At 62.3% G+C, this 20,608-nt stretch carries 24 protein-coding genes; 12 read left to right on the top strand and 12 right to left on the bottom strand.

Annotated features, from left to right (window positions below):
- The first annotated feature begins 19 nt into the window (after window positions 1–19).
- The gene (locus SynA15127_RS00185) at window positions 20–421 is read left to right on the top strand and encodes an HNH endonuclease (RefSeq protein WP_186484536.1); all 402 of its coding nucleotides are present in this window, start codon (window positions 20–22) and stop codon (window positions 419–421) included.
- 4 nt (window positions 422–425) lie between these two features.
- Here SynA15127_RS00185 and SynA15127_RS00180 read toward each other — a convergent pair whose 3' ends face one another.
- Window positions 426–611 carry a hypothetical protein gene (locus SynA15127_RS00180; RefSeq protein ID WP_186484535.1) on the bottom strand — a complete coding sequence of 62 codons (186 nt, stop codon included), beginning with the start codon at window positions 609–611 and terminating at the stop codon, window positions 426–428.
- A gap of 32 nt (window positions 612–643) precedes the next feature.
- On the opposite strand from SynA15127_RS00180, the gene SynA15127_RS00175 reads away from it, so the two are divergent.
- Complete coding sequence (locus tag SynA15127_RS00175) at window positions 644–1,555, top strand: SDR family oxidoreductase (protein ID WP_186484534.1); 912 nt, start codon at window positions 644–646, stop codon at window positions 1,553–1,555.
- Here the strand turns inward: SynA15127_RS00175 and SynA15127_RS00170 are convergent.
- On the bottom strand, window positions 1,533–1,724 hold the full coding sequence (locus SynA15127_RS00170) for a hypothetical protein (RefSeq protein ID WP_186484533.1): 192 nt from the start codon (window positions 1,722–1,724) through the stop codon (window positions 1,533–1,535). The genes SynA15127_RS00175 and SynA15127_RS00170 overlap by 23 nt on opposite strands.
- A 4-nt stretch (window positions 1,725–1,728) precedes the next feature.
- Between SynA15127_RS00170 and pdxA the strand changes: the two genes are divergently transcribed.
- The gene (gene pdxA, locus SynA15127_RS00165; protein WP_186484532.1) at window positions 1,729–2,751 is read left to right on the top strand and encodes a 4-hydroxythreonine-4-phosphate dehydrogenase PdxA; all 1,023 of its coding nucleotides are present in this window, start codon (window positions 1,729–1,731) and stop codon (window positions 2,749–2,751) included.
- On the opposite strand, the gene accB is transcribed toward pdxA, so the two are convergent.
- Together accB and efp are read right to left on the bottom strand one after the other, a co-directional pair.
- Complete coding sequence (accB, locus tag SynA15127_RS00160) at window positions 2,748–3,218, bottom strand: acetyl-CoA carboxylase biotin carboxyl carrier protein (protein ID WP_043694008.1); 471 nt, start codon at window positions 3,216–3,218, stop codon at window positions 2,748–2,750. The genes pdxA and accB overlap by 4 nt on opposite strands.
- Window positions 3,219–3,223: 5 nt before the next feature.
- On the bottom strand, window positions 3,224–3,784 hold the full coding sequence (gene efp, locus SynA15127_RS00155) for an elongation factor P (RefSeq protein WP_186484531.1): 561 nt from the start codon (window positions 3,782–3,784) through the stop codon (window positions 3,224–3,226).
- 64 nt (window positions 3,785–3,848) lie between these two features.
- Here efp and SynA15127_RS00150 point away from each other — a divergent pair, with 64 nt between their 5' ends.
- The gene (locus SynA15127_RS00150; RefSeq protein ID WP_186484530.1) at window positions 3,849–4,925 is read left to right on the top strand and encodes a peptidylprolyl isomerase; all 1,077 of its coding nucleotides are present in this window, start codon (window positions 3,849–3,851) and stop codon (window positions 4,923–4,925) included.
- Window positions 4,922–5,914, top strand: a complete 993-nt coding sequence (gene thiL / locus SynA15127_RS00145) for a thiamine-phosphate kinase (protein WP_186484529.1) — start codon at window positions 4,922–4,924, stop codon at window positions 5,912–5,914. The genes SynA15127_RS00150 and thiL overlap by 4 nt, the downstream gene beginning before the upstream one ends.
- Window positions 5,915–5,964: 50 nt before the next feature.
- On the opposite strand, the gene gap is transcribed toward thiL, so the two are convergent.
- Entirely contained in the window at window positions 5,965–6,990 is a 1,026-nt protein-coding gene (gap, locus tag SynA15127_RS00140) for a type I glyceraldehyde-3-phosphate dehydrogenase (RefSeq protein ID WP_186484528.1), read from the bottom strand.
- A gap of 172 nt (window positions 6,991–7,162) precedes the next feature.
- Here gap and murC point away from each other — a divergent pair, with 172 nt between their 5' ends.
- From murC to SynA15127_RS00125, 3 genes are read left to right on the top strand one after another with little or no spacing between them, the layout of a single operon-like run.
- The gene (murC, locus tag SynA15127_RS00135; protein WP_186484527.1) at window positions 7,163–8,584 is read left to right on the top strand and encodes a UDP-N-acetylmuramate--L-alanine ligase; all 1,422 of its coding nucleotides are present in this window, start codon (window positions 7,163–7,165) and stop codon (window positions 8,582–8,584) included.
- Window positions 8,585–8,589: 5 nt separating this feature from the next.
- Window positions 8,590–9,483: a UDP-N-acetylmuramate dehydrogenase gene (murB, locus tag SynA15127_RS00130; RefSeq protein ID WP_186485495.1), complete on the top strand. Its 894-nt coding sequence runs from the start codon at window positions 8,590–8,592 to the stop codon at window positions 9,481–9,483.
- 24 nt (window positions 9,484–9,507) lie between these two features.
- Window positions 9,508–9,849, top strand: a complete 342-nt coding sequence (locus tag SynA15127_RS00125; RefSeq protein WP_186484526.1) for a YbaB/EbfC family nucleoid-associated protein — start codon at window positions 9,508–9,510, stop codon at window positions 9,847–9,849.
- Here the strand turns inward: SynA15127_RS00125 and rsgA are convergent.
- Genes rsgA through grpE form a run of 4 tightly spaced genes read right to left on the bottom strand, consistent with a single transcriptional unit; the run spans window position 9,824 to window position 12,764 of the window.
- The gene (gene rsgA, locus SynA15127_RS00120; protein ID WP_186484525.1) at window positions 9,824–10,723 is read right to left on the bottom strand and encodes a ribosome small subunit-dependent GTPase A; all 900 of its coding nucleotides are present in this window, start codon (window positions 10,721–10,723) and stop codon (window positions 9,824–9,826) included. The genes SynA15127_RS00125 and rsgA overlap by 26 nt on opposite strands.
- 6 nt (window positions 10,724–10,729) lie before the next feature.
- Entirely contained in the window at window positions 10,730–10,957 is a 228-nt protein-coding gene (locus tag SynA15127_RS00115; protein WP_043693985.1) for a sulfurtransferase TusA family protein, read from the bottom strand.
- Window positions 10,954–12,084, bottom strand: coding sequence for a molecular chaperone DnaJ (gene dnaJ / locus SynA15127_RS00110; protein WP_186484524.1), 1,131 nt, complete (start codon window positions 12,082–12,084; stop codon window positions 10,954–10,956). Before dnaJ ends, SynA15127_RS00115 begins: the two co-directional genes overlap by 4 nt.
- Complete coding sequence (grpE, locus tag SynA15127_RS00105; protein ID WP_186484523.1) at window positions 12,084–12,764, bottom strand: nucleotide exchange factor GrpE; 681 nt, start codon at window positions 12,762–12,764, stop codon at window positions 12,084–12,086. The genes dnaJ and grpE overlap by 1 nt, the downstream gene beginning before the upstream one ends.
- A gap of 163 nt (window positions 12,765–12,927) precedes the next feature.
- On the opposite strand from grpE, the gene SynA15127_RS00100 reads away from it, so the two are divergent.
- From SynA15127_RS00100 to SynA15127_RS00090, 3 genes are read left to right on the top strand one after another with little or no spacing between them, the layout of a single operon-like run.
- Window positions 12,928–14,688 (top strand): GspE/PulE family protein, encoded by a 1,761-nt coding sequence (locus tag SynA15127_RS00100; protein WP_255475520.1) that lies wholly within the window; start codon window positions 12,928–12,930, stop codon window positions 14,686–14,688.
- A 10-nt stretch (window positions 14,689–14,698) separates the two neighbouring features.
- Window positions 14,699–15,775 (top strand): type IV pilus twitching motility protein PilT, encoded by a 1,077-nt coding sequence (locus tag SynA15127_RS00095; RefSeq protein ID WP_186485493.1) that lies wholly within the window; start codon window positions 14,699–14,701, stop codon window positions 15,773–15,775.
- Window positions 15,776–15,797: 22 nt separating this feature from the next.
- Complete coding sequence (locus SynA15127_RS00090; RefSeq protein WP_186484522.1) at window positions 15,798–17,048, top strand: type II secretion system F family protein; 1,251 nt, start codon at window positions 15,798–15,800, stop codon at window positions 17,046–17,048.
- Here SynA15127_RS00090 and SynA15127_RS00085 read toward each other — a convergent pair.
- Together SynA15127_RS00085 and msrB are read right to left on the bottom strand one after the other, a co-directional pair.
- Window positions 17,023–18,228 (bottom strand): NAD(P)/FAD-dependent oxidoreductase, encoded by a 1,206-nt coding sequence (locus SynA15127_RS00085; RefSeq protein ID WP_370594004.1) that lies wholly within the window; start codon window positions 18,226–18,228, stop codon window positions 17,023–17,025. The two genes, SynA15127_RS00090 and SynA15127_RS00085, sit on opposite strands and share 26 nt — an antisense overlap.
- A 34-nt stretch (window positions 18,229–18,262) precedes the next feature.
- Window positions 18,263–18,766, bottom strand: a complete 504-nt coding sequence (gene msrB / locus SynA15127_RS00080) for a peptide-methionine (R)-S-oxide reductase MsrB (protein WP_186484520.1) — start codon at window positions 18,764–18,766, stop codon at window positions 18,263–18,265.
- Between the two features lie 65 nt (window positions 18,767–18,831).
- Between msrB and dusA the strand changes: the two genes are divergently transcribed.
- Window positions 18,832–19,836 carry a tRNA dihydrouridine(20/20a) synthase DusA gene (gene dusA, locus SynA15127_RS00075; protein WP_186484519.1) on the top strand — a complete coding sequence of 335 codons (1,005 nt, stop codon included), beginning with the start codon at window positions 18,832–18,834 and terminating at the stop codon, window positions 19,834–19,836.
- 7 nt (window positions 19,837–19,843) lie between these two features.
- Here dusA and SynA15127_RS00070 read toward each other — a convergent pair whose 3' ends face one another.
- Window positions 19,844–20,491, bottom strand: a complete 648-nt coding sequence (locus SynA15127_RS00070; protein WP_186484518.1) for an RNA-binding protein — start codon at window positions 20,489–20,491, stop codon at window positions 19,844–19,846.
- Window positions 20,492–20,608: the final 117 nt, after the last annotated feature.

Raw genomic sequence — 20,608 nt, 5'->3', positions numbered from 1 at the left:
GTTTAGCCGATTGACTCGGATGCACAGCAGAGATGCCGTTTTTCTTGACGAACTCTGCCCGAAATTACGCGTCCGACGTTGGAGACAATCCCTCCATACTCACACCGGTCAAAGTTGTATTTACTGCGGTAAACCTTCCGAATCCATTGATCATGTCCTTCCTCGCAGCAGAGGTGGACTGAGCGTTACCGAAAACTGTGTCCCGGCATGTCTGTCCTGCAACGGTCACAAGTCTGATTCGGATGTCTTCGAGTGGTACCGGCGACAGCGCTTCTATGACCCCCGAAGGGCCATGGCGATCCGCGCCTGGATGGATGGTGATCTGCGTCTGGCTCTGAGGTTGCTGCAGTGGGCTCAGCCGAATCAGGTCACACCCGCCGACCGAACAGGTGACAAGAACCTGACCTTCCAGACCATCTGAACCCTCACCAGACCCGACAGACCGGCTCCGGATGATGCCGCTGACAGATCGAAGCGTCAGCAACTGGATCCTCCGGAGCCAGCAGCCCAGCCACCAGGCAGAGGAGCAGAGGCAGAATGATGGACAGAGGGACAGCGGCAGCCTCGCCGGTCGACACCGGACCGCATGACCGCAGACAGGACGAACTCATGACCACAACGAAGCACTGATACAGGTGTACTGATGCTCAATGAGCTTGTCAACCGCAGCCGGGCTCTGCCTGCCAGCACGAAAGTCCTGATCCTTGGCGGGGGATACAGCGGCCGGATGCTCGCGGCACTGCTGCGGCGGCTGGGGAACACGGTGCTCTGCACACGACGCGATCCGTCTCGGCCCGATGCCGACCTGCTCTTCGACAGCGACCGCGACCTGCTGCCGCAACCTGATGCCTTGCAGGGCATCACCCATCTGCTCAGCACCATTCCGCCGTCACCGGAAGGAGAGGATCCCGCCCTGCACTGCCTGCGATCCCAGCTGGAATCAATGCCGTTGCAGTGGGTGGGATATCTCAGCACCACTGGGGTCTACGGCGATACTCAGGGGAACTGGGTGCGTGAAACAGACCCGGCACGACCCGGGCAAGCCCGCAGCCGGCGACGTCTGGACTGCGAAGAGGCCTGGCGGAATTCCGGGCTGCCGATCCAGATCCTGCGTCTGCCGGGCATCTACGGCCCGGGGCGATCCGTCCTCAACACAGTGCAGGAGGGTCGGGCCCGTCGGATCGACAAAAGCGGGCAGGTTTTCTGCAGGGTGCATGTCGAGGACATCGCCGGTGCCTGTCTGCACCTGATGCATCGCTCAAAAGAGGGCTTGCATCCCGCCATAGTCAATGTTGTCGACGATGAACCGGCCGCCAGTACCGAACTTCTGGACCACGCCTGTGCACTGCTCGGCAGAAACGCGCCGAAGACGGAGACCTTCGAGCAGGCCAGTCTGCAGATGAGTGCCATGGCACGCTCCTTCTGGAGCGAGAACCGAAGGGTGAGCAATCATCTGCTGCGGGATGGTCTCGGTTATGACCTGCTTCATCCCGACTATCGCGTCGGATTGCAGGACTGTCTGAAGCAGGACGTCAGTCCTTCGTCGCCGGCGTAGCAGGGTTACCGATGATCAGGCGGTTGAAATCGATGGGTTCCTCCTCGGTGTCAGCGGCAGGCAACCCCATGTCTCCCAGCATCTTGTTCCAGTTCACCGTCAGCCACTGATTTCGAAACCCCGTGGCCAGCCCCACGAGCAGCAGACCCAACAGGAACAACCGCAGCACAGCGATGGAGACATCCGACCACGACGCTACCCAACGCCTTGTGATCGCTCTGGGGGATCCTGCGGGCATCGGGATGGAAGTGACGCTGAAGGCGCTTGCCTCTCCAGAGCTGCCGCAAGCGATGAAACCGATGCTGGTGGGCTGTCGCCGAACCCTGCTGGAGACCCACGACCGGTTGAGACGGCTCGGCTGCACGGCTTTGGCCGATCCGGAGCATCTGAGGATCGAGGATCGACCACTGATCGCTCCCATCCAGCCGGGGCAAGGTGATGCACGCAGCGGCGAAGCGAGTTTCCACTGGCTCAACGTCGCCGTGGACCATCTGGTGAGCCGCGGCGCGCGCGCCCTGGTCACCGCACCGATCGCTAAACATCTCTGGCATGCAGCGGGACACATCTATCCCGGTCAGACCGAACGCCTGGCTGAACTGGCGGGTTGCCCGCAAGCATCCATGCTGTTCACGGCACGTTCTCCCCTGAGCGGCTGGCGGCTGAACACCCTGCTGGCCACCACCCACATCCCGTTGCAGCAGGTACCCGACGTTCTGAACGAAGAGGTGCTGGTCGACAAGCTCGATGCTCTGCTGGCGTTCTGCCAACGTTTCCATCCCAGACCTCACCTGGCACTCGCCGGTCTCAATCCCCACGCCGGCGAGGAAGGTCAACTTGGAGCAGAGGAGAACGACTGGATCAGGCCCGCCCTGGACCGCTGGCGGCTGGCGCACCCGGACGTGCGCCTTGATGGTCCGTTGCCGCCGGACACCTGCTGGCTGGCCGCCGGACGGGCCTGGCAAGGACTGGATGAAGACGCGGCACCGCATGGATACCTTGCCCTCTATCACGATCAGGGGCTGATCCCGGTGAAGCTGCTCGCCTTCGATGCAGCTGTCAATACCACCCTGGGCCTGCCTTTCCTGCGCACGTCGCCGGACCACGGCACCGGTTTCGACATCGCCGGACGAGGAATCGCCCGACCTCAGAGCATGATTGCTGCTCTGCAGGCGGCCTGGGAGCTGACGACGCCCTAGGCGGGCCTCACGCGCATCAGCACCTGTCCAAATTCAACGGGCGTGCCGTTGTCAACAAGGATTTCGACCACATCTCCACTCACCTCGGCCTCCAGTTCGTTCATCAGCTTCATGGCCTCGAGAATGCAGATGGTCTGGCCGACGTTGATGCGGTTTCCGACTTCAATGAACGGAGACTCTCCAGGGGCAGGAGCCCGATAGAACGTGCCCACCATCGGTGCGGTGATGTCCACCAGATCACTGCGCGTGGCAGCCGCGGCCGGAGGAGGGGACGCGGGAGCGGTCTCGCTCACGATCGGGGCAGCAGCGGCGACGGGAGTCGGAGCCACCGTGGTCATCACGGTCTGGGTGGGGAGATTGCGCCGGATCTCCAGTCGGAAATCGTCGCTCTCAAGGCGGAATTCCTGAATGTCGCTCTCACCGAGCGCCTCAAGAAGCCGATGCAGTTGGTCGTGATCGAGCTGCATGATGATCAGTTGTCGCGGCCGAGGTAGCTGTCGTTGCGGGTGTCGACCTTGATCCTCTCGCCGATGGAAAGGAAGAGGGGAACCATCACCTGAGCCCCTGTCTCGAGGATGGCTGGCTTCGTGCCGCCGGTGGCTGTATCTCCCTTCACTCCCGGATCGGTTTCGGTGATCTCAAGCACAACGGAATTGGGCAGCTCCACCTCCAGGGGGCTGCCGTTCCAGGAGACGACGTTCACCTCCATTCCCTCCTTGAGGTACTTGCGACTCTCTCCGATCTGTTGGGCTGACAACCGGGTCTCTTCATAGGACGCCATATCCATGAACACGAAATCCTCCCCTTCCATGTAGGTGTGCTGCAGAGAGGACTTCTCCAGGATCGCCTGGGGAACCATCTCGCCCGCGCGGAAGGTCTTCTCCACGACGCTGCCGCTCTTCACCGCCTTGAGCTTGGAGCGGACAAAGGCGGAACCCTTGCCGGGCTTGACGTGCAGGAACTCCACCACGCGCCAGACCGCACCATCGAGTTCGATCGTGGTGCCGGTGCGAAAGTCGTTGCTGGAGATCATTCCGGCTGGACGGTTCAGGGGATCATACGGCTGTGCCAAAGTCCCGTCAGCACTGGGGTTCCCCTTGGCCCATCAGCGTTTTAAAGCCCTCCTGATCACCCTGATCACCACCGGACTGTTCCTTGTGGTGACCCCCGCCTGGGCGGGACTGCCGCAGGGGAATGCCGTGAAGGACCCGGCCGCGATCCTCAGGGACGCCCTGCCCTTTGATCAGCAGGACATCCGCACCCTGCAGCATCGTCTCGAGCTCACCAGCAATGACCTGCGGGCAAAGCGCTGGAGTGCTCTCGGCAAGGCCGTAAGCCGCAGTCAGGCGCTCCTGAACACACGTCGGAGCACCATCCTCAATGCGGTCCCGGAAGACCGGCGCAGCAGAGCCGAGGATCTGCTCGCAGAGGTGGACACCGGCCTGGAGGATCTGCAGCAAACCGTTCAAGCCACTGACAAACCGGAATTCATCGCCAATCGACGCAAGACCTTGCGCCATATCGGTGATGTGGAAGCTCTGCTGGTCGAGGACGGCTTCGAACGCGCGATCCCTGCCGAATTCGATGCCCTGCCGCGTCTGCAGGGGCGCGCAACCCTCACCATCAGCACCACGCAGGGGGATCTCACCACCGTCGTAGATGGCTACAACGCCCCCCTGACGGCAGGTGCCTTCGTTGATCTGACGTTGAAGGGGTTTTACGACGACCTGCCCTTCATCCGCGCCGAGGACTTCTACGTGATCCAGAGCGGAGATCCCGAGGGACCGGAGATCGGCTACGTCGATCCCGCCACAGGGCAAGAACGCCAGGTGCCCCTGGAGATTCGCGTGCCCGAGGAACCGGAGACCCTCTACAACGAAACCTTTGAAGACGTCGGCCTCTACAAGGCGACGCCGACTCTGCCCTTCGCCACGCTCGGCACCCTGGGCTGGGCCCATTCGGCCCAGGCCATCGACGACGGATCGTCCCAGTTCTTCATGTTCCTGTACGAAGCGGAGCTGACTCCGGCAGGGCTCAACCTGGTGGATGGTCGCAACGCCGCTTTCGGCTACGTCGTTGAGGGATTTGATGTGCTCGAAGAGCTCACCACCGATGACCGGATCCGATCGATCAAGGTGATCGATGGTGCCGACGGCCTCCGATCGCACGCATGATCGAAACCCTGACTGACCTGGGTGAAGCGGAGCTGCTGCGGCGGCTGGCGGGCTTCGCACCGGTCGGCCAGCTGGATGACGACACCGCGTGCCTGGGAGCGGACCCGCGTCCGTTACTGATCAACACCGATGTGCTGGTGGATGGCATCCATTTCAGTGACGGCACCACCGCCCCCATGGATGCAGGCTGGCGGGCCGTGGCGGCCAACCTGTCCGATCTGGCGGCAAGCGGTGCCGATCATGTGGACGGCATCACGGTCGCCCTGGTGGCTCCGGGAACAACACCATGGAGCTGGGTGAATGGGTTGTACGAAGGAATCGCGGCCGCTCTCGAACAGCATGGTGGGGTTCTGCTGGGAGGTGATTGCTCAACCGGCAGCCAACGACTGATTTCGATCACAGCCCTTGGCCGTCTTGGTCCTCTGCGACTGCACCGCAACGCAGCGCGACCAGGGGATGTGCTGGTGACGAGCGGGCCCCACGGCCTCAGCAGGCTTGGCCTGGCGCTGCTGCAGAACGATCGTCTCCTGCAGGACGGCGACCTGCCCGAAACGCTCAAGGCCGAGGCCGTTGCTCAGCATCGCCGTCCGATTCCCCGCTTTGATGCCCTCAAGGCCCTGGTGAACTGCAAGCCGGCGCATCTTCCCTGGCGTGCCGGTGGCACAGACAGCAGCGACGGTCTGCTCGCAGCCGTTCAGGCACTTTGCAGCAGCAGTGGTTGTGGTGCGGAGCTGGATCATGCCCGAGTGCCGCGCCCTGGGCAGTGGCCGCCGGGAGAACCCTGGGACCGCTGGTGCATGACCGGCGGCGAGGATTTCGAACTGGTGCTCAGCCTTCCTGAGGACTGGGCGGAAGCATGGCTCAGGGAACTCCCCGGCAGTCAGCGATTCGGACGGATCACCGCCAATCCAGACAGCCTGATCTGGAGCGGAGATCACGCTGCCGTTGAACTGTCCGGGTCCGGCTTCGATCACTACGGATCGGCATAAAAAAACCCTCCCCGAGGGGAGGGAATGGCATCAGACCAGAGCTCTGAGAATCACTTCCAGTTGCGGGCCACGACCTCGGCCAGATCAACCACACGCTGGCTGTAGCCCCACTCGTTGTCGTACCAGGCCAGGATCTTCACTGCCTTGTCGCCCATGGCATAGGTGAGATCGGCATCAAAAATGGTGGACTCGTTGGTGCCGGCGTAGTCGGTCGAAACCAGCGGCAGATCGCTGTACTTGATGATTCCCTTCATGCCGTTCTCAGAGGCTGCCTTCATCACAGCCTTGACCTCATCGACGCTGGTGGCACGGGAAGGACCGAAGGTCAGATCAACCGCGGAGACGTTCGGAGTGGGGACGCGCATGGCAAAACCGGTGAGCTTGCCCTTCACCTGCGGGTAGACGAGAGCAACGGCCTTGGCGGCGCCGGTGGTGGTGGGAACCATGTTCAGGGCCGCAGCACGGGCACGACGCAGATCGCGATGGCTGTTGTCCAGGATCCGCTGGTCACCGGTGTAACTGTGGATCGTGGTCATCAGACCCCAGTCGAGGCCGAAGGTCTGATCGAGAACCTTGACGATCGGTGCCAGGCAGTTGGTGGTGCAGCTGGCGTTGGAAAGAATCTTCCAATCTTCGTGGCGGTATTCGTGATCGTTCACTCCCACGACGAAGGTACCGACTCCAGGGCCTTTACCGGGAGCGGTGAGGATCACCTTGCTGGCACCTGCCTCGAGGTGCAGGCTTGCTTTTTCATCGGTGTTGAAGACACCGGTTGACTCGAGAACCAGATCGACGCCCCAGTCTTTCCAAGGGCAGTTGAGGGGATTGCGATCGGCGAAAAACTTAATCTCCTTGCCATTGACGGTCATGGTTTCGTCAGTGGTTTCGATCTGGACGCTGGGGTCGAGCTTGCCCAGAATCGAGTCGTAGGTCAGCAGGTGAGCGCTGGTCTTCGGGTCGGATGTGGAGTTCATGCCCACGATCTCGATTCCGGTATCAGCGCCGCGGCTGAGCCAACCCCGCATCACATTGCGACCGATCCGGCCGAATCCATTGATCGCAACGCGCAGGGTCATGTCAGAAGCGGGATTGCCGCAGAAGGGTTTTGGCCGCAGATCATACAGAAATAAGAACAAAAACCTTGCTCTGACCCCAGCCGGATTGGTCAAAGCAACGGTCGATCTGTCCCAAAACAACCAGGACGACACTGAAGGACTGCCTTATCTTTCAAGCCTCTGACTACGTTCCTTGGCTCTCCTGCTCGACAGTCGCCAGCCCGTACATTTCATCGGGGTCGGTGGCATCGGCATGTCAGCCCTAGCCAGGATCCTTGCGGATCGCGGGCAACCGGTGAGTGGATCCGACCCGCGGGACAACGCAACGGTGCAGAACCTGCACGGACTCGGGGTGCGCATCTTCTCCGAGCAGACAGCCGCATCCATCAACGCCCTTCTCGAGTCGTCCGATCAGGCACCGATCGTGGTGATCAGCACCGCGATCCCCGATACCAATCCGGAACTGATGCGGGCCCGTGAAAAAGGTCTGGACATCTGGCATCGCTCCGATCTGCTCGCCGCCTTGATCTCCCGGCAGCCGTCGATTGCGGTGGCCGGCAGCCATGGCAAGACGACCACCAGCTCACTGATCACCACCCTTCTGCATCAGGCCGGTGAAGACCCCACTGCCGTGATCGGCGGGATCGTCCCCTGCCTGGGCAGCAACGGCCATGCGGGTCAGGGTCGACTGCTGGTTGCGGAAGCGGATGAATCCGATGGCTCACTGGTGAAGTTCCAGGCAAGCCTTGGCGTGATCACCAATCTCGAGCTCGATCACACCGACCACTACGGCGGTTTGGACGACCTGATCACGACTCTGCAGCGCTTTGGAGATGGCTGCGGCCGCCTGCTGGCCAACCACGACGATCCGATCCTGCGGAAACACTTCCACGCCGATGCCTGGTGGTCGGTCCGCAACAGCGACGACGCCGACTTCGCCGCCCTGCCTCTGCAGCTGGACGGTGACCGCTGTCACGCCCGTTTCTTCGAAAGCGGCAAAGCCGTTGGTGAATTCACCCTGCCGATGCCGGGCCTGCACAACCTGAGCAACGCCACGGCTGCCCTTGCCGCCTGCCGAATGGAAGGTCTGAGCCTGGACCGACTGATGGGAGGCCTGGCTGTGCTGCAGACCCCAGGGCGTCGCTTCGACCTGCGCGGCACCTGGCAGGGGCGCCACATCGTTGATGACTACGCCCATCACCCCAGCGAAGTGAGAGCAACTCTCGAGATGGCTCGATTGATGGTGGACAGCGGCCGCAGCCCTCTGCCCAGCCCGCCGCGCCGGTTGCTGGCCGTATTCCAACCCCACCGGTACAGCCGTACACAGGAGTTCCTCGGTGAATTCGCCCTCGCCCTGCAGAACTGTGACGCGCTGATGCTGGCCCCGGTCTACGCCGCAGGTGAAAAACCGATCGCAGGGGTCTGCAGCCGCACCCTGGCGGACCGTGTGCGGGCCCTGAGACCTGAGCTTCCCGTCCACGTGGCCGACAACATCGATGAGCTGGTCTCTCTCGTGCGGGACGCCAGCCGCCCTGAAGACCTGGTTCTGGCCATGGGAGCCGGTGATGTGAACGGCCTGTGGTCACGACTGTCCAGGACACCGGTGGCCGCCTGATCGGAATGCCTGGTCTCCCTTCCCGCAAGCAGGTTCCTCTCGCCGAGTTCACCACCTGGCGTGTGGGAGGACCGGCGGAGTGGCTGGCGGAACCCACCACCATCGAGGAAACGACCGCATGGCTGGACTGGGCGCATCAGAACGATCTGCCCTGCCGTGTGATCGGCGCCGGCTCCAATCTGCTGATCAACGATGAGGGCCTGAGCGGCCTCACCCTCTGCCTTCGCCGCATGCAGGGTGTGACGTTGGACGCGCGCAGTGGCCTGGTCCAGGCCCTCGCAGGGGAACCGATCCCGTCCCTGGCCCGCCGGGTCGCACAGGCCGGTCTCCAGGGGCTGGCATGGGCCGTCGGCATCCCCGGCACGGTCGGCGGTGCCGCCGTGATGAATGCGGGTGCTCAGGGTGGATGCACAGCTGAATCGCTGGAATCTGTTCAGGTGATCCCGATGGCCGGTGGTGAAAGCTTCGAGCTGACACGCGACCAGCTCGCATTCGATTACCGCCACAGCCGCCTGCAGAACGAACCCCTGCTGGTGCTTTCGGCCCGCTTCCGGCTGGAGCCCGGGCACGACCCTCAGGAACTGAGGCGCATCACCTCAAACAACCTGAGCAAGCGCACCAGCACTCAGCCCTACAGCCAACCCAGCTGCGGCAGCGTGTTTCGCAATCCTGAACCCCTCAAGGCCGGTCGGCTGATCGAGGACCTGGGCCTCAAGGGAACGCGGATAGGTGGCGCTGAGGTGTCCACCGTCCACGCCAATTTCATCGTCAACACCGGTGCCGCCACAGCCATGGACATCGACCGGTTGATCAGCTTCGTGCAGGCACGGGTGCACGAACGCCATGCACTATCTCTGCATCCGGAAGTGAAACGCCTCGGTTTCGCAACAGCGGCTTAATCTGCCGACTACCTCAGCACCACGATGGCAGGGTTCGGACTACCCAATTTCGGTCAGCTGACCGAAGCCTTCCGCAAGGCCCAGCAGATCCAGCAGGACGCCCAGAAGCTGCAGGAGGAACTGGACGGAATGGAAATCGAGGGCAGCAGTACCGATGGCCGCGCCAGCATCTGGCTTTCCGGCAATCAGCAGCCGCTGCGGGTGCGCCTCGATCCGGCGCTTCTCCAGGAGGGTCAGGACGCCTGCGAAGCCGCCACCCTGGAAGCCCTGCAGGCGGCCTACGACGCTTCAACCGCCACGATGAAGCAGCGGATGGAGGACCTCACAGGAGGACTCAACCTCAACCTGCCCGGGATGAGCGGCTGAGCTTCAAGAGTTCCTCCAGCCCTGTTGTGTAGAGGTCATAACGTTCCCAGTCCCTCCGAATGCCACAGCCGGGCTCAGCCCGATGCAGGCAGTCGCGGAAGCGACAGGGCCAGGGATCCAGCTGGTGACGCAACTCAGGAAACAGCAGGGCGAACTCCCTCGGTTCATCCGGCAGATCCGGTCGATTGAAGCCTGGGGTATCCGCAACGCGACATCCCTCAGCTAGAGGAAACAGCTCCACGTGCCGAGTGGTGTGACGACCCCGCTGCAGTCGTCCGGACACAGCTCCGACCCGCAACGCCAGGTGCGGCATCAGTCGATTCAGCAAGCTGCTCTTGCCAACACCGGAAGGACCGCAGACGACCGTCAGCGGCGAGGCTGAAAGTCTCTGCCGCACCCGGTCGAGCCCCTCATCAGTCCTGGAGGAAACCGCAATCGGCGCGTACCCCCAGCCCTGCAGACGAACCTCAAGAGCCTCCAGATGATCCCGGCTCACCAGATCGGCCTTGGTCAGAAGCAGTTCAACAGCGAGGCCGGTGCGTTCGGCGGTGAGCAGAAACCGACTGGCCTGATCCGGATCGAAACCGGGCTGTTCGACAGCGAGGGCCACCACCACGGTGGAGGCATTGGCCACCGGGGGTCGGCTCAGCAGGCTGCTTCTGGCATCCACCCGAGCCACAACGGCGCGGCCCTGAACGCTGTCGATCGCCTCGACAACCACCCGATCGCCGACATGCACCACTTCACCCCGATGGCTCAGACGGGTGCGCCGTGTGCAGAGCAGCCGCGGCGGAACTCCTTCTGGAGCCGAGTCCAGCTCCACCTCCAGATAATTCGCCTGCAACGCCACAACGATTCCGATGGCATCGCTCACAGCTGATCAACCCCCGCAGACGACACGCAGAACAATCCAGCTGGAGGAGTCATCGGTGATCTCCACCCGGTGACCCGCTTCGCGCAATCCGGGGATCACCATCTCTTCAGGTTCGCCGCGATCCAGCTGGACATTGAGGAGATCACCAGGCTGCAAGGCTTCGAGAGCCAGTCGACAGCGGATGAAGTTCACCGGACAGGGCGTGCCCCTGAGATCCAGAGAACCGCTGCTCATCCCTTCTGACCGAACAGTCGGGCAAACAGCCCGCTGTTGTGGTGGTGATGCTGCTTGCCACGGGCCGAATGATGACCGGCCAACTGCTCCAGCAGCCCTCGTTCGGCGTCTGAGAGACGACTCGGAAGCTGAACGGTGACCGTGATGCGTTCATCGCCTCGGGCGACGGGATTTCCCAGCTTGGGGATCCCCTTGTTGGACAGGGTCAGAACCGATCCGGGTTGGGTTCCAGCCGGGATCTCCAGTTCGGTGGGACCGTCAACGGTCTCCACTTCGATCGTGTCACCGAGGATCGCCTGCAGATAGCTGACGTTCACCTCGGTGTGAATGTTGAGGCCATCCCGCTTGAGACGGGGGTGGGGCCTCACGGTGAGAAACACGTAGAGATCCCCGGAAGGGCCGCCACGGGGGCCGGCATTGCCCTCGCCCGAGACCCGCAGACGGGTTCCGGTATCGACACCGGCAGGGATGTTGATCCGCAGTTTCTTGCGGACCTGATGCACTCCCTGGCCACCGCAGGCTGAGCAGGGATCGGCAATCACCTGTCCGGTGCCTCCGCAGGTCGGACATTCCGCCACCTGGGTGAAACTCCCGAACGGCGTGCGGGTGGCGCGACGCACCTGACCGGCCCCTCCGCAGGTGCCGCAGGTGGTGGGTCCGCTCCCCGGCTTGGCCCCGCTGCCATTGCAGGTGTCACAGGTTTCCAGATGAGGGATCTTGATCTCCTGTTCCTGACCGAAGACCGCCTGCTCGAAATCGATGGTGAGGTCGTAGCGCAGATCATCGCCCTGCTGAGGACCACGTCGTCGCTGACGCCCCCCGGCCTGTGCACCTCCGAAACCGCTGAAGAACGTCTCGAAGAGATCGGCGAAACCGCCCATGTCGCCCATATCAGGCGCTCCGGCGGCACCGCCGAGTCCTGCTTCTCCGAACTGGTCGTACCGGGCCCGACTCTGCGGATCGCTGAGCACTTCATAGGCCCTGCCGATCTCCTTGAAGCGATCCTCCGCACCCGCTTCCTTGTTGATGTCGGGGTGGTACTGACGGGCCATGCGGCGATAGGCCCGCTTCAGGGTGTCGGCATCCGCATCCCGAGCAACACCGAGAAGCTCATAGAAATCAGCCATCAAGAGTCCTCCGACTGGGACTGTTCCGGCTGGGGCTGTTCCGAGTGGCTGTCGGCAGCTGGAGCATCACCGGAAGGACCTGGTCCCATCGAGACCTTGACCATGGCGTGGCGCAAGACGCGACCGTTGAGGTGATAGCCGCGCTGCAGCTCCTCGATCACCACATCCTCGGGGTGCTCCGTGTTCTCTTCACGAAGAACAGCTTCATGGAGCGTGGGATCGAACTCCTGACCCACCACCTCCATCCGGGCGACCCCCTGCTGCTTCAGGACTTCGACCAGCTGCTTGTAGAGACCCTGATAGCTGCGATGGAGGGCCTGAGCCTCTTCACCCTCAGGGCTGAGCTGCTGACGGGCGCGCTCGAAGTTGTCGACAACAGGAAGGATCTCGCTCAGCGTCGAGCAGACCAGCTGCTGACGTAGATCATCCTGATCCCGGCTCTGACGCTTGCGGAAATTATCGAAATCAGCTGCGATTCGCATGTATTGACTCTGCAGGGCGTCGTGTTCCGCACGCAGGGTCAGCAACTCCTTTTCCAGCTGCTGCAGGCGCTCGGCAGGATCGACATCCGTTCCGGTGGTACCGGGCTCAACCGGCGATTCCTGAACGTCGGGGGACGCGACAGGCTCCATCGACTCGGCGTTCTGGTCCTGCGCTGGGGTGGAGGCGTCGCCGCTCATGCTGACCGGTCAGGAATTGCTGCCTAGACATGTTGAAGGGCGACGCAGACATCCCACAAGTTGCGGAAGCCCGCACCTTCCACTTCACCTCCCGCCCGTGACCCTGGCCCGGCCGATTCCAGATGCCGAAGAACCGGCTCAGTAACGGCTGGAACTGGAACTGTTGCTGCAGCAGACCGTCCCCGGTCCGAAGCAGCTCAGCTGCTCGTGGCAGCTTCTCCAGGACGGAAGCACAGGACTGGACGCGGATCAATGGCGCGCACTTCGGGCTCTGCCGATTGCGATCGACGACGACCATCTCGACATCGCCGTCCCCAGCCACTGGGATGAACAGGATCGAAGCGAGTTCCTGGCTCAGCATCCTGGCAACGGTCGGCAGATCCGCCTGCATCACTCGCTGGAAAGCGATCTGAAGGCCGCACTCCAGAAGACGGAGACCCGCGAAGCCGTCGAGCCGGTCCCGACGGCCTCCCCCTCGGTGGACCGGGCCGTCGAAGAGACGGCTGCCACCTATCTGGAGGAATTCACCGTGGATGGGGTGCTCGAGGAGGACCCTGAAGAGCTGGCCGAGCAGAGCAGCGGCACGATCGACCTGGAGGCGAGTCTGCGGGATGCCGACGCCTCACCGGTGGTGAGTCTCGTGGACAGGATCCTGCTGCAGGCAATGTCCGTCGGCGCAAGTGACATCCACGTCGAACCCCAGCAGAAGGGTCTGAGGCTTCGCTACCGACAGGATGGTGTGCTTCAGCAATACATCGAGCCACTGCCGGGGCGGTTGATCCCTGCAGTCACCTCCCGCTTCAAGATCCTGGCGGACCTGGACATCGCCGAACGACGTCAGGCTCAGGACGGACGCATCCGCCGCCGGTATCGAGACCGGGTGATCGACTTCCGGGTCAGCACCCTTCCGAGCCGTTACGGCGAGAAGGTGGTGCTGCGTCTTCTGGACAGCGATTCAACGCAGCTCGGACTGGATCAGCTGATCTCCGATCCAATCACCCTCGACCTCGTGCGTGAACTGGGATCTAAACCGTTCGGGATGATTCTGGTGACCGGCCCCACCGGATCAGGCAAATCGACAACGCTCTACTCGCTGCTGGCGGAGCGAAACGACCCCGGCATCAACATCTCCACCGTCGAGGATCCGATCGAATACACGCTGCCTGGAATCACTCAGAGCCAGGTGAACCGGGATAAGGGATTCGACTTCGCGACAGCCCTGAGAGCCTTCATGCGACAGGACCCGGATGTGCTGCTGGTGGGGGAAACCCGCGATCTGGAAACCGCGAAGACTGCCATCGAAGCCGCTCTCACGGGCCATCTGGTGCTCAGCACGCTTCATGCCAACGATGCCCCGAGCACGATCGCCCGGCTGGACGAGATGGGTGTGGAGCCCTTCATGGTCTCTGCTGCCCTGATCGGGATCGTGTCCCAGCGTCTGATGCGCCGGGTGTGCACCGCTTGCCGGGAGCCCTACCGACCCAGCCAGATGGAGCTTGGACGCTTCGGTCTGATGGCAAGCGACGAAGCGAAGGTGACCTTTTTCCGGGCCCAACACCAAACGCCGGGAACCTCCGTCTGTCCCCGCTGCAAGGGCAGTGGTTACAAGGGCCGCGTCGGTGTCTATGAAGTGCTGCGGATGAATGAGGACATTGCAACGGCAGTCTCCAAGGGGGCGACCACCGACGTGATCAGGCAGCTGGCCCTGGAATCCGGAATGAAGACGCTGCTGAGGTACAGCCTGGAGCTGGTGCGACAGGGCCACACCACCCTCGAGGAGGTGGGCCGCATGATCCTCACGGATTCAGGTCTGGAATCCGAGCGGAGAGCCCGGGCCCTCAGCACAATGACGTGCAGCGGTTGTGGCGCCGGCCTTCAGGAGAGCTGGCTCGAATGTCCCTACTGCCTGACGGAACGCCAGTGAGGAGATGGGTATGAATCTGATGATCGAAGAACTAATGGTGCAGCTAGTCGAAGCAGGCGGCAGCGATCTGCACATCGCCACCGGGCAGCCTCCCTACGGACGTTTCAGCGGCGAACTGCGCCCGATGCTGGAGGAACCCCTGGAAGAGGAGGACTGCAACAGGCTGATCTTCTCGATGCTGAACAACAGCCAGCGCAAGACCCTCGAACAGACCTGGGAACTGGACTGCGCCTACGGACTCAGAGGCGTCGCCCGTTTCCGGGTGAACGTGTACCGGCAGAAGGGCAGTTATGCCGCCTGCCTGAGGGCACTGGGAAGCAAGATCCCCAGCATCGAGGTTCTGAACCTGCCTCCGGTCGTTATCGAAACCAGCAAGCGTCCACGAGGCCTGGTGCTGGTCACAGGACCCACAGGTTCCGGCAAGACCACCACCCTGGCTGCACTGCTGGATCACATCAATCACACCCGCAGCGAACACATCCTCACCATCGAGGATCCGATCGAATTCGTATACCAGAGCGATAAAAGCCTGGTGCACCAACGCCAACTCAACGAAGACACCAGGAGCTTCGCCAATGCCCTGCGTGCGGCATTGCGGGAAGACCCAGATGTGATCCTCGTCGGCGAAATGCGAGACCTGGAAACAATCCAACTGGCCATCAGCGCTGCTGAAACCGGTCATCTTGTGTTCGGCACGCTGCACACCAGTTCGGCTGCCCAGACGGTGGATCGCATGGTGGATGTGTTCCCGCCAGGCCAACAAACGCAGATCCGTGTGCAGCTCTCGGGAAGTCTCGTGGCCGTGTTCTCCCAGACCCTCTGCCGCCGCCAGAATCCGGCTCCCGGTCAGTTCGGTCGGGTGATGGCACAAGAAATCATGATCAACACCCCGGCGACGGCCAACCTGATCCGGGAAGGGAAGACTGCTCAGCTCTATTCCCAGATCCAAACCGGTGGGGAACTGGGCATGCAGACACTTGAAAAAGCGCTGGCGAACATGGTGGCAGAAGGTGAAATCAGCATGGCTGAGGCCACTGCCAAAGCCAGCAAGCCGGGGGAACTGGAACGTCTGGTCGGTGATCCCTGAGCGGCGGCGCCGTACCTAACCGATGGCCAGCTTTGTTGCCACCTACACCGGGTCAACCGGACAGCCACGCACCCTGACCGTCAGGGCCGCTGATCTGAGCGAAGCGCGGAAACAGCTTCGACGACGGGGCATCCGCGCCACCGACGTGAAGCCGAGTGGCAATGACACACGTGGAAGCGAGAAGAAAGACGCTGGTGGAGGGATGTCTTTCGATCTCGGCCGTGCCTTTGAAAAGGCACCAGGGGTGAAGGAGAAAGCCGTGTTCGCCAGCAAGCTGGCGGCCCTGGTGGATGCCGGGGTGCCGATCGTGCGCAGCCTCGATCTGATGGCAACACAGCAGAAGCTGCCGATGTTCAAGCGAGCTCTGGTCAGGGTGAGCCTTGATGTGAATGAAGGCGTTGCTCTCGGAACCGCAATCAGGAAATGGCCGAAAGTTTTTGATCAACTGAGTGTCGCCATGGTGGAAGCCGGCGAAGCCGGCGGTGTGCTCGATGAGTCGCTCAAACGTCTTGCCAAACTTCTCGAGGACAACGCCAAACTTCAGAACCAGATCAAGGGTGCTCTCGGATATCCCGTCGCCGTTCTTGTGATTGCAATCCTGGTGTTCCTGGGCATGACAATCTTTCTGATTCCGACGTTCGCTGGAATCTTCGAAGATCTCGGAGCCGAACTCCCAGCGTTCACCCAGTTGCTGGTCGACCTGAGCAAACTGCTGAGATCCGTGATGGCTCTGTACATCGTCGGCGCACTCCTGATTGCGGTTTGGATGTTCGCCCGTTTTTACCAGACGCACAACGGACGCCGTCAGGTGGACCGGCTGATGCTGAAAGTTCCTCTCTTCGGAGAGCTGATCATGATGACGGCAACAGCGCAGTTCTGCCGGATCTTCAGTTCACTTACACGAGCAGGCGTGCCGATCCTGATGTCCCTTGAGATCTCCAGCCAGACTGCAGGAAATTCCATCATCTCCGATGCGATCCTCGAATCCAGAGCTCTTGTCCAGGAAGGAGTTCTGTTGAGCACAGCCCTGATCCGTCAGAAGGTTTTGCCGGATATGGCACTGAACATGTTGTCGATTGGGGAAGAAACCGGTGAAATGGATAAAATGTTGAGCAAAGTGGCTGATTTCTATGAGGACGAAGTCAGCGCAATGGTGAAAGCGCTGACCTCAATGTTGGAACCAGCCATGATTGTCGTTGTAGGTGGAATCGTCGGCTCAATTCTTCTGGCGATGTACCTGCCGATGTTCACCGTGTTTGATCAGATTCAGTGAGAGCTTGCGAAATCGCCTGACCTGCCAACCAACCGCCACTCCAGCAGGCCTGAAAATTGAAGCCGCCGGTCACTCCGTCCACGTCCAACAGTTCACCAGCCAGGTAAAGACCGGGACAGCGTCGGCTCTCCATCGTGGCCAGGTTGACGTCCCCCAAAGCGACACCGCCGGCGGTGACGAACTCCTCCCCGAAGGGTCCACGCCCCTTGATCGACAAACGCTGCGCGCAGAGCAACTCCACCAGTTGACGCTCGGCCTTCAACGGCAGATCGGCCCAACGGCGATCCGCCTCCACCCCAGCCATGGTCAGGAAAGCCTGCCAGAGCCGCCGTGGCAGATGCTCCAAGGGCTTGGCTGCTGAAAGGGTTCTCCTGGCCTGGTCCTGCCGCCATTGCTGGAGCCGTTGCTCCACCTCTTGACGACCCAACCCAGCACTCCAATCCAGCTTCAGCTCACCCCGATAACGGCTCTGATGCAGGGCCCTGGCCGCAAATGCCGAGAGGCGCAAGGTGGCCGGCCCGCTCAGACCGCGATGGGTGATCAGCACCCGCCCGGTCTGGCGGAACCGCTGGCTGCCCAGCTTCAGATCCAGGCCCACATCGTCAATGGCGATGCCGCTGCAGGCAGTCAGTTCCGGGGCCTGCAGCGCAAGGCTGAACAGCGATGGCACCGGCGGCACCACCTGGTGCCCGAGGGCTTCCACCAGTTTTCGGCCACTGGGATGCCCTCCCGTGGCCAGCATCACACTGCGCGCATGCAAAGGCTCCAGGCCGCGGCCCTCGAGCACAAACCCCCGTTCGGGGTGAACGCGCAACTGCTGGACCATGGCCTTCGTACGCAGCTGTACACCCGACGCCCTCGCCGCCTTCTGCAGGCACTGGATCACCGCCTCAGAACGGTTCTGCTGCGGAAACATCCGTCCATCGGGTTCCTCCACCAGGGTGAGCCCGTGCTCGTCAAACCATGCAATCGCATCGCCGCAGGCGAAGTGGCTGAAGGGACCCCGCAAAGGTCGACTGCCACGGGGGTAATGGGTGGTCAGTTCGCGGGGGTCCCAGCAGGCATGGGTCACATTGCAGCGACCGCCGCCGCTGATGCGCACCTTCTGGAGCGGCTCAGGAGTGCCCTCCAGCACCATGACCTGCTGAACCCCCTGCTCTGCAGCTGTGATCGCTGCCATGTATCCGGCTGGTCCACCGCCAACGACGATCAGATCAAGCGGGCTGGAAGCGGAGGGCGACGCCGTTGTTGCAGAAGCGCTTGCCGGTGGGACGGGGTCCGTCATTAAACACATGGCCCTGATGACCACCACAGCGACTGCAGTGATACTCCGTGCGGGGGAGGATCAACTTGAAATCTAATTTCGTGGTGACGGCACCCTGCAGCGGTTGCCAGAAACTGGGCCACCCGGTGCCGCTGTCGAACTTCGCCTCAGAGGAAAAGAGGGCGAGATCACAACCGGCGCAGTGATAGGTCCCCGTCCTCTTCTCGTTGTTCAGAGGACTGGTGAAGGGCCGTTCGGTTCCCTCGTCACGAAGCACGTTGTAAGCCGCGGGAGACAACCGCTGACGCCAGGCTTCCTCTGACAGATTCCATTGGGGATCATCAGCCTTGGACGCCGCCAGCACCTGCCGCGGTGTCCAGAGGGAGCCCACCAGTCCTGCGGACACCGCAACCAGAAGCGATCGTCTCGAGACAGCGAAGCTGCTGAAGGACATCATCACCGGATGAACAGAGCCGGTTCTAACCGGAGTGGGCCTTCACCGGCAGGCAGCATGGATCCATGAACACCGTCGCCACAGCGGACATCACAGGTGCCTTCCGATTCAGCGTCGCACCGATGCTCGACTGCACCGATCGCCACTTCCGGGTGCTGATGCGGCAGATCACCCGGAGGGGACTGCTCTATTCGGAAATGGTGGTGGCCCAGGCGTTGCATCACACCGATCGACGGGACAGGTTGCTGGACTTCGACCCGGTGGAACACCCGATTGCCCTTCAGGTGGGCGGGGACGACCCGACCCTGCTCGCGGAAGCTGCCCGTCTCGCCAGCGCCTGGGGATACGACGAGATCAATCTGAACGTGGGATGTCCCAGCCAGAAGGTTCAGGCTGGCAATTTCGGTGCCTGCCTGATGGGAGAACCCGATCTGGTGGCCCGCTGCGTCGAGGCGATGCGCAACGCAACCGATCTGCCTGTCACCGTGAAACATCGCATCGGCATCGATGATCTCGACAGCGATGCTCTGCTGACCGCTTTTGTGGATCGTGTGGCGGCAGCGGGCGCCAGCCGCTTTGCCGTTCATGCGCGAAAAGCCTGGCTGGAGGGACTTGACCCCAAACAGAACAGGACGATTCCACCTTTGCAGCATGAACGCGTGATGGCGCTCAAGCGACGTCGCCCGGAGCTGGTGATTGAACTGAACGGCGGCCTGGAATCACCTGAAGATTGTCTGGAAGCCCTTGAGATCTGCGATGGAGCGATGGTGGGACGCGCTGCCTATTCCCATCCTCTGCGCTGGACCAGCGTGGATGCGGTGATCTTCGATGAAGGTCCCCGAACGATCCTGGCGTCGGATGTGGTGACAGGACTGATTCCCCACGCAGAGGCCCATCTACAACGGGGCGGACGACTGTGGGATCTCTGCCGTCATTTGGTGCAGCTCGTGGAAGGGGTACGAGGCGCGCGGCACTGGCGCCGCGATCTCGGCAACCGGGCCCAGCGACCTGGAGCCGATCTGCGGATCCTGGAGGAGGCCGGCCGCCAATTGCGAGACGCCGGCCTTTGAAGTCGAATCAGCCCTCGGCGCCGCCGTAACCGGAGTAGTCGTCACCGCCACCGCCGCCACCGGAGGAACCACGACGACGACGGCTGCGGCCGTCGTCATAGTTGCCACCTTCACCGGCAGTGTCGCGGGAACCTGCGCCGTAACTGCGATCTTCCCAGCCGCGGGCACCGGATCGACGGTCAGCACCGGCATCTCCGCCGCCTTCACGACCGCCACCGCCATAACCGCCGCCGCCTTCACGACCACCGCCGCGATAGCCGCCACCACCACCGCCGCCGTAGCCGCCACCACCACCGCCGCCGTAGCCGCCACCACCGCCGCCGCCGTAGCCGCCACCACCGCCGCCGCCGTAGCCGCCACCACCGCCGCCGCCGTAGCCGCCACCACCGCCGCCGCCGCGCCGAGGTGCACTGCCGCGGGGTTCTGCCTTATTGATCCGTAACGGCCGACCCATCAGCTCGGCGCCCTGAAGGCCCTCGATCGCGGCTTCCTCTGTTGCTTCATCCGCCATTTCCACAAAGGCGAATCCGCGTTTACGGCCGGTGTCCCGCTCAAGCGGAAGGGCGCAATTCACAACTTCACCGAACTGGGCAAACAGTTCGACCACATCTTCCTGCTCAGCGCGGAAGGGGAGATTGCCAACGAAAATGCTCACGTTTGAAGTGGACCGGGTACGAAAAAGTGGACCAAAAGGACCTGAATCATCGCCATGGGTCCTTGACTTCTTAGAGAAGCGCGTACCTCTGGCATACGAATCGTAGACCCGGCCATG

The organism is Synechococcus sp. A15-127, assembly GCF_014280215.1.
GTDB lineage: Bacteria > Cyanobacteriota > Cyanobacteriia > PCC-6307 > Cyanobiaceae > Parasynechococcus.
Note: the sequence above shows the minus strand (reverse complement) of the source record. Positions and strands in the feature narration are given on the sequence as shown.